This is a genomic window from Prosthecobacter sp. (genome assembly GCF_044232965.1).
GTDB lineage: Bacteria > Verrucomicrobiota > Verrucomicrobiia > Verrucomicrobiales > Verrucomicrobiaceae > Prosthecobacter.
Map to the genome: position 1 here is coordinate 1 of NZ_JBIIKX010000038.1, position 12,178 is coordinate 12,178.

Genomic DNA, 12,178 nt, shown 5'->3' on the forward strand with positions numbered 1-12,178 from the left:
GGGCGGTTTGCAGACTCCGGGTCAGTTTGTTGAACATGGCTCCTTCTCAACTCCCGCCCATTCCAGCACCTTGCCAGAAAGGCGTTTTATTTGCGAAGACACCGCCTAGATTATTTGTCGCCGCCAGCTTCGCCCTTGCAACCGTCCACGATTTCGGCTTTGGCTTGCCGCATTCCGTCATGCCCAAGTACATCGTCACCATCGGCCTCGAAGTTCACGCGCAGCTCACCACGCAGAGCAAGATGTTCTGCGCCTGTCCGGTGGAGTATGGCGCGGAGCCGAACACGCACACCTGTCCCACCTGCCTCGGCCTGCCGGGCGCGCTGCCCGTGCTGAATGCTGCCGCCATCGAGAAGACGATCCTCACCGGCATGATGCTGGGCTGCGAGACGCCGCCGCTGGTGAAGTGGGACCGCAAAAACTACTTCTACCCGGACATGCCGAAGAACTACCAGATCACGCAGTTCGATCTGCCGCTGTGCATCGGCGGCGGCGTGCCGCTGTATGATCTGGCCTATCCGAAGGACGCGCAGAAGAGCATCGCGAAACCCGGCAAGGTGGTGAAGCTCACGCGCATCCACTTGGAGGAGGACGTGGGCAAATCCACGCACTACGACAAGTTCACCACGCTCGACTTCAACCGCGCGGGCACGCCGCTGATGGAAATCGTCAGCGATCCTGACATCGACAGCGCCGAGGAGGCATTCGCCTACCTGACCAGCCTGCGGCAGATTTTGATCTACGGCGGCGTGAGCGATGCCGACATGGAAAAGGGCAATCTGCGCTGTGATGTGAACATTTCCCTGCGGCCCGAGGGCCAGAATGAGCTGGGAGCGAAGATCGAGCTCAAAAACCTCAACTCGATGTCCGCCGTGCGCCGCGCTATCAAGTTTGAGACCGAGCGTCAGGCCGAGGCCCTGGATCGTGGCGAAAAACTCATCCAAAGCACCCGCCGCTGGGATGATGACCGCGGTGAGACCACGCTCATGCGCACGAAGGAGGACGCGCACGACTACCGTTACTTCCCTGATCCCGATCTGCTCCCGGTTCGCACCGCCGCGCTCGTCGCCAAGATGAAACCGCAGGTTCCCGAACTGCCGCATGAAAAACGCGCCCGCTTTGAGCAGGACTACGGCTGCAGCGCCTACGATGCCGGGGTGCTCGCCAGCGAGAAAGAGCTCGCCGCTTGGTATGAGGCAGCCGTGGCCGCCGACAAAGGCGTTCCGGCCAAAAAGATCGCCAACTGGGTCATCAACGACCTCCTAGGCGCTCTCAACGATCGCTCGCTCAGCCTTTCGGAGTGCCCGGTCAAGCCGGAGGCGCTCAGTGCGCTCGTTGCCACTGTCGAAGCCGGGAAAATCTCCAACAACCAGGCCAAGGAAGTCTTCGTCGAGATGTCTGAGACCGGCAAACCCGCCGCCGAGATCATCAAGGCCAAAGGCTTCGAGCAGGTCAGCGACACCGGCGCTCTGGAGGCCATCGTCGAGCAAATTCTCGCCTCGAATCCCGACAAAGTCGCCGAAGTCCAGGCTGGCAACGAAAAGGCCATGAACTGGTTCACCGGTCAGGCCATGAAAGCCAGCCAGGGCAAAGCGAACCCCAAGATGGTCACCGAGATCGTTCGGAAGAAGGTTCTGGGCTGAGTTGAGAGCCCTGGCCGCCCTTGTACAAACCCCTTGCACCTCGGGAGCGGGCGGCTATTCTCCGCGCCCTTTTTCAGACCACCCCCAGCCCCGTTATCCATCATGTCCCAGCATAGCAGCCTCAAGACTTCCGGCTCCGTCGGCACCAAGCGCAGTGTTTTGAAGCGCGGCGAGCGCGTCAAGCTGCTCAAATCCCGTGGACTTTGGAAAGAAGGCCGTCTCCCGACGAACCTGCCGAAGACCAAGCCCGAATAAGGCTTTCCTGTGCGCCTTAACCGTTATCTCAGCCAGTGCGGCGTGGCCTCACGGCGCGGCGCGGAGGAAATCATCCTCGGCGGGCGTGTGTCCATCAACGGGCACATCATCAAAGAGCTGGCCACCCAGGTGCAGCCGGAGGACAAGGTGGTCGTGGACGGTTCCCCCGTCCGCACCGAGACCCCGCTGGTCATCGCCCTGAACAAACCGAAGGGCTACCTCTGCTCTCGCGGCGACACCCATGAGCGCATGACGATCTACGATCTGCTGCCGGGGAAGTTCCAAAACCTTCACCACGTCGGTCGTCTCGACAAAGAAAGCGAAGGCCTGCTCCTGCTCACGAACCGAGGCGACCTCTCCCACCGGCTCATTCATCCCAGCCAGGGCGCGGAAAAAGAATACGAGGTCGTCGTCGATCAGCCGCTGACTACCGAGGTCATGGCGAAGCTCGTCAAAGGCATGATGACCGAGGAAGGTTTCGCCCGCGCCGAACGCGCCTGGATGGACACCGCCTACCGGGCGCACATCGTCCTCAAAATGGGCCTCAAGCGCCAGATTCGCATGATGCTTTATTATCTCGGTTATGAGGTCGAGCGCCTCACCCGCACCCGCATCGGCTGGCTCCAGCTCAAAGGCCTGCCCAAGGGCGGGTGGAAAGAACTGACCCCCACCGAGGTCGAGCGTTTCTTCAAAGAAGCCCCGGCCAAACCGGCCCTGGCCCGCAAACCCGCTGCTGAGAAGGAAGACAAACCGGAGCGCCCGTCTCCCGCCGCTGCCAGCCGCAAGCCAAAGACCGGCTTCAAACCCAAGCGCGAGGGCTTCAAACCTCGTCGCTCCGAGGAATCTCCGCGCGGTGACAAGCCCCGCAGTCGCTCCGGTCCTCCAGGCCGCCGTCCCGCCTCCAAAGGCTCCAAGGGACCGCGCAAACGTTTCTAGGGCCGTCATTCCGGCCTCCCGCCGCGTTAGCGTTTGACCAAAGAACTTCCGGGCGTCAAAAGTCGCGCTCCTGGCGTTGTTCAAAGCGCCTGTTCAACCCCAAAACAATCGCATCCCCATGGAATCAGCCAATCTCACCGTCTCCGTCGGCGGCAACGTCCCCGACTTCAGCATGGAAACCTACGAGCCTGCCAAGGGCGACTTCGGCAAGGTCTCGCTCGCCGACATCAAGAAGTCCGGCAAATGGACCATCCTCGTTTTTTATCCCGCTGACTTCACCTTCGTCTGCCCGACTGAGTTGGCCGACCTCGCCGATCAGCAGGACAAGCTCGCCGCCCTTGGCGCACACGTCATCGCCGTCTCCACGGACACGAAATTTGCCCACATGGTATGGCGCAACACAGAAGGCCTCATGAAGAATGTGAAGTACACTTTGGCCGCCGACCCGACCGGCACCGTGAGCCGTCTCTTCGGCGTTTATGACTGTGGCAGCGGTCTCGCTCTGCGCGGCACCTTCATCATCAATCCTGAAGGCAAGCTCGTGACCTCCGAGGTGAACTTCTACAACGTCGGCCGCAACGCCAGCGAGCTCGTCCGCAAGATGGAAGCCAACGTGCATCTCCTCGCCAATCCCAATGAGGCCTGCCCTGCCAACTGGAAGCCCGGTGCCAAGACACTGACACCCGGCAAGGATCTCGTCGGCAACGTCGCGGGCGCTCTCGCCAAGTAGGACACCCATTCAACAGTCTCCCCAACCGGCCTTGTGTGACCTGTGTCCGCAAGGCCGGTCTTTTTTGGTTCAAATCGTCCCGTGGCTCCGTTGGTAAGTCATGAAACTCATCACCGGAGCCGCTTTTGTCGTTCTCAGCGCACTCATCGCTCACGCGGACATCACCATCGGCAAGTTTGATCTGAAGGAGATTCGCGATGTCTCCACGCTGGAAACGAAAGTGATCGAGGACTGGCATCCGAACCCCAAAGACGCCGCGATCCGTCAAAAACTCGTCGAGATCACCGTCTGTGAATGGTGGCCGGGCCAGAAGGTGCGCCTGCCGGTGACGATGCTCGCACCTGCGAAGGGTGTCTGCACGAACGTGCTCATCGAGAACACCAACGCGCAGTTGAAGGTGACGGCCGCCTCCGGCGCGAAGCTCCGTCTGCTCAAGGAGCATGGCGTGGGCCTAGTCTTCATCGGCTGTGTGCCGATCGACACGATGGAACCGGTTGGTAAACTGCATCTCATGATGGAGGAAAGGTTCATCCAGACCAAGAACACGCGCTATACACCCGCTTGGATTTGGGGTATCGGCGAAATGCGTGCGCTCACCAGCGCGATGGCCGAAAAGGACGTGTTTCAGCCGAAGAAGGTGCTCGCCACCGGCGGATCGAAGCGCGGCGTCGCCACGGCCGCCGCAGGCATCGCGGATGATCGCTTCACCGCCATCATGCCCGTCGTCGCACCGGTGATTGAGAGCCCCGGCGGCCCGTATGTCGAAGGCATGATGCCCGCAGAGATCACGCAAATGAACGAGGCATTCATTGCCGCGATGACCGATCCCGTGGGTCGCGAAAAACTGCTCATCCGTCAAAAAGCACGCTCCGACGAGCGCATCACGGTTAAGATGGCGCACGATGCTGGCTGGACGGAAGCGGAGATGAAAACCGCCTGCAACGCCGCATGGGAAGTCTGCCGCACCACGAACTACCTTGATGTGTTGAAGAAGCGCGGCACGGAGGTTTTTTACAACCAAGGCTCAAACGACAACGTCAGCCCCGGACTCGTCGAACTCGGTCGCCGCTTCCCTGAACTGCCCGTTTTCATTGTCCCCGGTGGTCAGCACGGCGGCGCGAAGGAAGCGGGCTTTGTGAAATCCGTCGGCGGCTTGCCCGAGGTGGATGAAAACCTCTATGCCTTCGCCACACATCACTTCTTCGACGCACGCCGCATGGTCGCTCCGCCGAAAGTCACCACGCAGTGGGAAAAGGCCACGCATCGTCTTGCGGTGAAAGTCGTGTTCCCCGATGGCAGTGAACCGCAAGACAACCAGCTCTGGTGGTCGGTAAACCGCCACCCTGATTACTCCATCGCCATGGAGTTCGATGCGTGGACTTCAGCGCCGCTGCAAAAGTCCGGCGCCTCCACCTACACGGGCGAAACAACCGTCGAAGGCGATGTGAAGACACTCAACGTCATCACCGTCCACGCGCACACTGAAAACGGCTCCACCCTGACGATCTCCAGCCCGGAACTGCGACTGAAGTAGGATCAAGCCGTGTTTGCTCTCGTTCGTGGCTCCGGTTTAATGGGTGCTCCCCTGCCATGAACTGCTCCTACTCGGACCTCGCCAAGATGATCGATCATTCGTTACTCCATCCGACGATGACCGACAAAGACCTCGAAGAAGGCTGCAAAGTGGCCGCCAAATACCAAGTCGCCTCGGTGTGCATCAAACCTTACGCCGTGAAGCAGGCCGTAGAGTGGCTGCGCGGCTCGGGCGTGCTCGTCGGCGCGGTGATCGGCTTTCCGCACGGCAACGGCACCACCGAATCGAAGCGCTACGAGACCGAGCTGGCCTGCAAGGATGGCGCGGCGGAGATCGACATGGTCATCAACATCGGCAAGGCGCTCGGCGGCGACTGGGACTATGTCGAAGCTGACGTGAAGGCTGTGTGCGATGAAGCGCACAAGCACGATGCCAAGGTGAAGGTGATCTTTGAAAACGACTACCTCACGAATGGCGGCGCGGGTCTCAGCAGCGACGATTTCAAAATTAAACTCTGTCAGCTCTGTGAGCGCGCGGGTGCGGATTGGGTGAAGACGAGCAGCGGCTACGGGTTCGTGAAGCAACCCGACGGCAGCTACAATTACAAAGGAGCCACCGAACACGACCTCGCCCTCATGCGTGCTAATGTGTCCTCCAAAGTCCAAGTCAAAGCTGCCGGTGGCGTGCGCGATCTCGACGGCCTCATCAAAGTCCGCGACCTTGGCGGCTCCCGCTGTGGTGCGACGGCCACGGCAGCCATGATGGATGACTACCGCAAACGCGAGGCCGCCGGTACGCTGGATGCCGCAGGCGGAAAGATCGGTGCGGGCGGCTATTGATACCTGAAGCGTTCGATTCGCAGTTCTTGGAGCGTTTGATGAGGATCACCATGATCCAACAAACCGCACTCCATCGCCGCCAGTTTCTCGGAACCACCGCAGCCGCCGTTGGCGGACTTTTCCTGCCAGACAGCTCGAAACTGAACGCCGCCCTGTCGGACACGGCCGAGACAGAGCACTTTTTCTATCGCCTCGCGCCCGAGGGGCCACACATCGACTCGCAGCGTGACAACAAAGCCTTCGGCTTCGGTGGCGGGAAGATTTACCTGTCGGAGGACAACGGCAAAACGTGGCCGCACAGCGCGGCGTTTGCCGAGGCGGACAACATCACGCTCAGCATCATCCTGAAGAACGGGAACATCCTCTTCGCCACGCGGGCGCAGCTTTTCCTCAGCACCGACAATCTCAAGACGCATCGCGAGATCATCGTGAAGAAGCCCGATGGCAGCGACTACCGACCACACACGCCGGTGAAGGCCGATCAACCGGGTTGGTATTTCCATTCGCTCGATGGCGAGCACTGCTTCGAGGTCGATGGCAAGGAAATGCTCGTGTGGGGGAACTACTGCAATGTCCTCGGCGGCCCGGTGCCGGTGAACATCTACTACTCAACCGACAACGGCGAGACCGTGAAGCTAGCATATGCTTTCGGCCAGAATCCCAAGTTCCAACAGAAGGATGCACCACCCGACGCGCCGTTGCTCGGCGATCCGAATAACAAGCTGATCGCCCGTCACGTACACAACGTGACCTACAACCCCGCCGAAAACGCCTTTTACGCCTGCACCGGTGACATCGACCGCACGCATGGCAAGGAGGTCCACTGGCTGCGTGGCACCTACGATGCCAAGACCGACGCATGGGACTGGAAGCTCGTCATCTCGGTGGACTCAAACTCCCGCTTCAAATGCGGCGGCATCAACTTCATCGACGGTAAAATGTATTGGATCGCCGACGCGAACGGCCCCGCCATCGCCAATCGCCATGACCGCGGCATCTTCATGTGCGACCCGAAAGACATCACCGACACGTCGAAGCACACGCTGTTGTTCAATCCCATGTTTGAATCCGCCAACATGCTCGTACAGGACGGCGTCATGCTTGCCACGCACTGCGCCCCAGCCTCGACTTATGCGTGCGGCATCATCTATTCGCCCGACATGGGCAAGACCTGGGCGCAATACGACCTCAAGGAGTTTGGCCCCCGCTCCGGCTGCCGAATTCACCGCAAGAACAGCGACGGCTGGTTCCGCATGGACCTGCGCAAAGGCTGGATCGAGCGTGCCGAGGTGATCTTCATCAAGCCGAAGGCGTGATTGGTGGAACAGAGCGAGTTGTCGGATCATGCCTCCGACTTGTCCTGTCTTGTCATTGGCTGAACTTGCCGTGAAAAGCCGGGGTTTACGCCGTTAGTGAAGGTGATGAAGCCTCTCTTCGCCCTTTTCCTGCTGCTCAGTGCCTCCGCCCACGCCGTCGATTTTAATCGCGACGTGCGCCCCGTGCTCGCGCAGCAGTGCTTCACCTGCCACGGCATGGACGATCACGGCCGCAAAGGCAAGCTGCGCCTCGATTTGAGCGAATCCGCCTACGGCAAAGGCAAATCCGGGGAGATCGCCATCGTCCCCGGCAAGCCGGATGCCAGCGAGGTCGTGAAACGCATCCTCTCCACCGACGAAGACGAGGTCATGCCGCCACCGCACACGAAGAAGGTCATGTCCGACAAGGACAAGGCCACTCTCAAAGCCTGGATCGCCGAAGGAGCGAAATACGAGGCGCATTGGGCCTACTCGCCGCCACAACCTTCGAAGGACCCGAAAGCCAGCATTGATCATTTCATCCGTGAGCGTCTCGAAAAGGAAGGACTGAAGCCTTCTGCCGAAGCGGATCGCTACACGCTGGTGCGGCGGGTGTATCTCGATCTCACAGGCCTGCCGTCCACGCCTGCGGAAGCGGATGCCTTTGTGAATGACAAGTCGCCGGAGGCTTACGAGAAGCTCGTCGATACCCTTTTGGCCTCCAAACACTACGGCGAACGCTGGGCACGGCGCTGGCTCGACTTGGCACGTTATGCGGACACCAACGGCTTCGAGAAAGACCGTCCACGACAAATCTGGCCGTATCGTGATTGGGTCGTGAAGGCGCTGAACGACGACATGCCGTTCGACCAATTCAGCATCAAACAAATCGCCGGGGACATGCTCCCAAACGCCACGCCGGAGGACCTCATCGCCACCGGCTTTCATCGAAACACGATGCTGAACGAGGAAGGCGGCATCGATCCGAATGAATACCGCTTTTACGCCATGGTGGACCGCGTGGGCGTCACCGGCACGGCATGGATGGGCCTCACGCTGAACTGCTGCCAGTGCCACACGCACAAATACGATCCCATTCTGCACACCGACTACTACAGCGTCATGGCGCTGCTGAACAACGCCGACGAGCCGCTCTACCACATCCCCACACCGGACATCAAGGCGCAGCAGAAAGCTCACGCCGCGAAGATCGCGCAGTTGGAGGCCGATTTGCCAAAAAAATTCCCCGGTGGTGAAGCAGCGATGCAGAGCCGTCTCGCTGGCTGGATCGAAGGCGAATCCAAACGCGCCTCGAAATGGCAAATCATCCGCCCCACGACCATGAAGACCACCATGCCGCATCTCGAGCAGCAACCCGATGGCTTCATCCTCGGCAGCGGCGACATCTCGAAGAGCGATGTCTATGATTTGAACCTCAAAGCGCCGATCAAAGGTGTCACTGCGCTGCGCATCGAAGTCGCCAGCCATCCCAGCCTGCCCAACGACGGCCCCGGCCTCACCAACTACGAAGGCCCGCTTGGTGGCTTCTTCCTTAGCGAGTTGCAAGCCTTCCAAAACGGCCAGCGCGTCCCAATCGCCCGCGCTGAGGCCACGAACGACGAGGAAGAGGACAAGATCAACGACCAGGCCGCCGCTAAACCCAAGGCGAAGGCCAAAGCCGCCGCCAAGCCGCGTAAAACCAACAACGCCAGCGCCACGCTCGATGCTGAGATGTCCAGCGGCTGGCAGGTGCTCGGCGGCTACGCTCAGCAGCACGCCGCCGTGTTTCATTTCGAGCAACCCGTCGATCTCACCAGCGGCTTCGATTTGAAGATGCTCTTTGAAAAACATTTCGCCTGCCCGCTCGGCCATTTCCGAATCTCCGTGACCACCAGCGACCACGCGACTGCCACCGGCCATCCGTTTGAGGTTGAAGCAGCTCTCGCCGCCAAAGATTCATCGAAACACGAAGTTCTTCTGCGTCGCTTCCTCGAAACCGCGCCCGAGATGAAACAAGCCGCCGCGCCCTTGCTCGCCGCGCGAAAGAACCCTCCACGCGGCCAGCCTACGCTCGTCATGAGCGAGCGCCCGGCCACGAATCCGCGCGCCACGAACCGCTACCATCGCGGCGAATACCTCTCGCCCAAAGAAACTGTGCCGCCCGCCGTGCCCGCCTTCCTGCCTTCCCTGCCAAAGGATGCGCCCGCGAACCGCCTCACCTTCGCGAAGTGGCTCTTCGCGCCCGAAAACCCGCTTACTGCACGCGTCACGGTGAATCGCCAGTGGCAGGCATTCTTTGGTCGTGGCCTCGTGAAGTCGCTCGAAGACTTCGGTTATCAAAGCGAGCCGCCGTCACATCCCGAACTGCTCGACTGGCTCGCCGTCGAGTTCGTGAAGCAAGGTTGGTCGATGAAAAAGCTCCATCGTCTCATCGTCACCAGCGCCACCTACAAGCAAAGCAGTCGCATCACGCCCGAACTCGCGCAACGCGACACCGAAAACATCCTGCTGGCTCGCGGCGCTCGTTTCCGCCTCGACGCCGAAATCATCCGCGACTCCGCGTTGAAGGCCGCAGGCGTTTTGTCGCCAAAAATGGGCGGCCCCGGCGTCTATCCGCCGCAGCCCGCCAGCATCACCTCCGAGGGAACCTACGGCAAATTTGAGTGGAAGACCAGCGAGGGCGAGGATCGCTACCGCCGCAGCCTCTACACCTTCATCAAGCGCACCGCGCCGTTTGCCATGTCCACCACCTTCGACGCCCCCACCGGCGAGGCATGCCTCGCCAAACGCGACGTCTCCAACAGCCCGCTGCAAGCCCTCACGCTTCTGAACGACCAGATGTTCATGGAAGCCGCCCAAGCCATGGCCAAAGCCGTCATCGCCGAATCCCCCGACGACGACTCCCGCGTCACCAACACCTTCCGCCGCTGCCTCACCCGCCCGCCCGCTGCGGATGAGTTGACGATGCTCAAGACCTTTCTCACCAAACAACGCGCCCAAAAACTCGACGGCGAAGCGCTGTGGACGGCGGTGTGCCGCGCGGTGCTGAATCTGGACGAAGCCATCACGCACCCTTGACACCAGAAAGATTAAGGAATGAACGAGTTGGCAGAGACTCTGAACAAAGCAATCTTGAAGCTCCCTTATCGGAACGTCTTCAAGGCAGCCGATGCATGCATCCAAGTTCGTTCTTTGATACCATTGAGCTTATGGAGACCGTTGGCTGCCGATTGGTGGAAGAAAAAAGAAGCGTGCGTGATTGGTGAAGACTCAGACGGCCATCTTTTGCTAAGGGTTTGTGACGGCTCAATCAGGCATGTGAATAGCACCTCCAAAATAGATTCTATTCTCTCACCCTCCTTGAGGCACTTTTTAGCAACACTCGAATCACCTGATGACAATCGGCGCTAATCTGTGCCTTGAAATCCCTTCGCGCCCCATGAACACCCCCAAAATCACTCACAGCCACTTCCGCCACGACTCCGTCGTCGGCACGAGGCGAGTATTGTCGGAGATGAATCACTCCCCCGCCAGCCGCAGGCATTGGAGCCGGAGACGAGGGCTGACAAAAAGCCCGTTGGCGATGATGCGGTCAAGATGGGGCTGCACTTCGGCGATGAGCGAAAGTTTTTTGGCTCGCAGCAGAAGGCCGCAGGTGCCGACGACTTCGAGGCCAAACACATCCATGGCGACACGGCGTCCGCGTCTTTCATCCAGAACGACGCCCGAAATACCGTGTTCTTTGGCGAGTTGCAGGACTGAGGCCTCTCCGGGATCGAGAATCGTCGCAATCACGGGATCGAGAGGCGGCGTCGGCAGGATTTCAAACGCAGACAGTGCTTCCTGGATCGAGACAGCATCTCCGGCCTCTTTGGCTTTCAGCTCCTCCGCGACTTTGCGGGTGGTGAGCACCTTCGTGAACAGCTCCCCAAACAAATGCCCCAGTCCCGCTTTGCACAGTGAAATGACCGGGCTGGTGTTGCAGACAACCGGGCGCTGGAAGAACTCAGACATGAGCGAACTCCTGCGCCATTTCTTCCTCACTCAGGTCGATCACCGGCACCCCATGCCTGCTGGCCTCTTGAAGAAAGGCGGCACGACTCATCCCGCACATGCTGGCTGCCTGGCCGGAGGTGATTTCCCCAAGCTCGAAGTATTTCAATGCCAGGAGGAACTTGCTGCGCTGTTCCACCTCGGCGCGGTCTTTGCCCTGCAAGCTCAGGCAGGTAGGCAGATCGATGGCGAGATGTGTTGTCATGCTTTCATCTTAACCGACCGCTCGCAGATCGGCAAGAAGTCCTCTTTCACCTGTTTTCCCCTTCAATCACCATGAACACCCCCAACATCACCCGCAGACACTTCTTCCAGGATTGCGCCGTCGGAACGGGCATGTTGGGACTGTTCTTGTCGAGTTTTCACTCATGATTCCATGGAACGCATCTTCACCATCCTGAATCAAATGGAGGCCGACGGCGTGATCGGCCGCTATGCCATTGGTGGCGCGGTGGGGGCTATTTTCTGGCTGGAGCCATTCACCACAAAGGATCTGGATGTCTTCGTGGCGCTGCCGACCGCCGCTGGAGGATCGCTGCTGACGCTGGGGCCGATCTATGAATACCTGCTCGCTCGTGGACATGCGCCGCAGGGGCAGTTCATCCTCATCGAAGGCTGGGCCGTCGAATTTGTGCCACCAGGGACGCCGCTGGTCGAAGAGGCGCTGGAGCAGGCTGTTACACGCGATGTGAACGGTGTCCTTACTCGCGTGTTCACAGCGGAGCATCTCGCCGCCATCTGCCTGCAAGTCGGACGAGCCAAAGATCACGATCGCGTGCTGCGCTTCCTGGAGGCTGGGGTGCTTGATGCGGAACGCTTCGAGAGTATCCTCCAAAAACACAATCTGAACGAAACATGGACCCGCTTTCAAAACACCCACCTGCAAGCCTGAG

The 12,178-nt window shown here is 59.9% G+C and carries 12 protein-coding genes; 10 read left to right on the forward strand and 2 right to left on the reverse strand.

The genetic code is table 11. From position 1 onward, the window contains the following. Positions 1-179: 179 nt before the first annotated feature. From gatB to ACILSI_RS15965, 8 genes are all read left to right on the forward strand, one after another. Positions 180-1,643 (forward strand): Asp-tRNA(Asn)/Glu-tRNA(Gln) amidotransferase subunit GatB, encoded by a 1,464-nt coding sequence (gene gatB / locus ACILSI_RS15930; RefSeq protein WP_395722887.1) that lies wholly within the window; start codon positions 180-182, stop codon positions 1,641-1,643. A gap of 102 nt (positions 1,644-1,745) precedes the next feature. Further along, entirely contained in the window at positions 1,746-1,898 is a 153-nt protein-coding gene (locus ACILSI_RS15935) for a small basic protein (protein ID WP_322278884.1), read from the forward strand. 9 nt (positions 1,899-1,907) lie between these two features. Beyond that, positions 1,908-2,834, forward strand: coding sequence for a pseudouridine synthase (locus ACILSI_RS15940; RefSeq protein WP_395722888.1), 927 nt, complete (start codon positions 1,908-1,910; stop codon positions 2,832-2,834). Positions 2,835-2,952: 118 nt separating this feature from the next. Beyond that, entirely contained in the window at positions 2,953-3,564 is a 612-nt protein-coding gene (locus ACILSI_RS15945) for a peroxiredoxin (protein ID WP_395722889.1), read from the forward strand. 100 nt (positions 3,565-3,664) lie between these two features. Next, on the forward strand, positions 3,665-5,098 hold the full coding sequence (locus ACILSI_RS15950; protein ID WP_395722890.1) for a PhoPQ-activated protein PqaA family protein: 1,434 nt from the start codon (positions 3,665-3,667) through the stop codon (positions 5,096-5,098). 56 nt (positions 5,099-5,154) lie between these two features. After that, positions 5,155-5,937, forward strand: coding sequence for a deoxyribose-phosphate aldolase (gene deoC / locus ACILSI_RS15955; protein WP_395722891.1), 783 nt, complete (start codon positions 5,155-5,157; stop codon positions 5,935-5,937). Positions 5,938-5,987: 50 nt separating this feature from the next. Then, positions 5,988-7,253: a hypothetical protein gene (locus ACILSI_RS15960; protein WP_395722892.1), complete on the forward strand. Its 1,266-nt coding sequence runs from the start codon at positions 5,988-5,990 to the stop codon at positions 7,251-7,253. 105 nt (positions 7,254-7,358) lie between these two features. After that, positions 7,359-10,310 carry a PSD1 and planctomycete cytochrome C domain-containing protein gene (locus ACILSI_RS15965; protein ID WP_395722893.1) on the forward strand — a complete coding sequence of 984 codons (2,952 nt, stop codon included), beginning with the start codon at positions 7,359-7,361 and terminating at the stop codon, positions 10,308-10,310. Positions 10,311-10,751: 441 nt separating this feature from the next. Here ACILSI_RS15965 and ACILSI_RS15970 read toward each other — a convergent pair whose 3' ends face one another. Further along, the gene (locus ACILSI_RS15970; protein WP_395722894.1) at positions 10,752-11,246 is read right to left on the reverse strand and encodes a DUF3368 domain-containing protein; all 495 of its coding nucleotides are present in this window, start codon (positions 11,244-11,246) and stop codon (positions 10,752-10,754) included. Continuing rightward, positions 11,239-11,490 carry a UPF0175 family protein gene (locus tag ACILSI_RS15975; protein WP_395722895.1) on the reverse strand — a complete coding sequence of 84 codons (252 nt, stop codon included), beginning with the start codon at positions 11,488-11,490 and terminating at the stop codon, positions 11,239-11,241. The genes ACILSI_RS15970 and ACILSI_RS15975 overlap by 8 nt, the downstream gene beginning before the upstream one ends. Before the next feature lie 71 nt (positions 11,491-11,561). On the opposite strand from ACILSI_RS15975, the gene ACILSI_RS15980 reads away from it, so the two are divergent. Both ACILSI_RS15980 and ACILSI_RS15985 read left to right on the forward strand, forming a co-directional pair. Further along, positions 11,562-11,657 carry a twin-arginine translocation signal domain-containing protein gene (locus tag ACILSI_RS15980; RefSeq protein ID WP_395722896.1) on the forward strand — a complete coding sequence of 32 codons (96 nt, stop codon included), beginning with the start codon at positions 11,562-11,564 and terminating at the stop codon, positions 11,655-11,657. A 4-nt stretch (positions 11,658-11,661) separates the two neighbouring features. After that, on the forward strand, positions 11,662-12,177 hold the full coding sequence (locus tag ACILSI_RS15985; protein WP_395722897.1) for a hypothetical protein: 516 nt from the start codon (positions 11,662-11,664) through the stop codon (positions 12,175-12,177). Position 12,178: the final 1 nt, after the last annotated feature.

What these genes read in the sequence shown, in the direction of transcription:
- gatB (WP_395722887.1), top strand. Translation starts at nt 180, where the DNA reads ATGCCCAAGTACATCGTCACCATCGGCCTCGAAGTTCACGCGCAGCTC.
- ACILSI_RS15935 (WP_322278884.1), top strand. Translation starts at nt 1,746, where the DNA reads ATGTCCCAGCATAGCAGCCTCAAGACTTCCGGCTCCGTCGGCACCAAG.
- ACILSI_RS15945 (WP_395722889.1), top strand. Translation starts at nt 2,953, where the DNA reads ATGGAATCAGCCAATCTCACCGTCTCCGTCGGCGGCAACGTCCCCGAC.
- ACILSI_RS15950 (WP_395722890.1), top strand. Translation starts at nt 3,665, where the DNA reads ATGAAACTCATCACCGGAGCCGCTTTTGTCGTTCTCAGCGCACTCATC.
- deoC (WP_395722891.1), top strand. Translation starts at nt 5,155, where the DNA reads ATGAACTGCTCCTACTCGGACCTCGCCAAGATGATCGATCATTCGTTA.
- ACILSI_RS15960 (WP_395722892.1), top strand. Translation starts at nt 5,988, where the DNA reads ATGATCCAACAAACCGCACTCCATCGCCGCCAGTTTCTCGGAACCACC.
- ACILSI_RS15965 (WP_395722893.1), top strand. Translation starts at nt 7,359, where the DNA reads ATGAAGCCTCTCTTCGCCCTTTTCCTGCTGCTCAGTGCCTCCGCCCAC.
- ACILSI_RS15970 (WP_395722894.1), bottom strand. Translation starts at nt 11,246, where the DNA reads ATGTCTGAGTTCTTCCAGCGCCCGGTTGTCTGCAACACCAGCCCGGTC.
- ACILSI_RS15975 (WP_395722895.1), bottom strand. Translation starts at nt 11,490, where the DNA reads ATGACAACACATCTCGCCATCGATCTGCCTACCTGCCTGAGCTTGCAG.
- ACILSI_RS15980 (WP_395722896.1), top strand. Translation starts at nt 11,562, where the DNA reads ATGAACACCCCCAACATCACCCGCAGACACTTCTTCCAGGATTGCGCC.
- ACILSI_RS15985 (WP_395722897.1), top strand. Translation starts at nt 11,662, where the DNA reads ATGGAACGCATCTTCACCATCCTGAATCAAATGGAGGCCGACGGCGTG.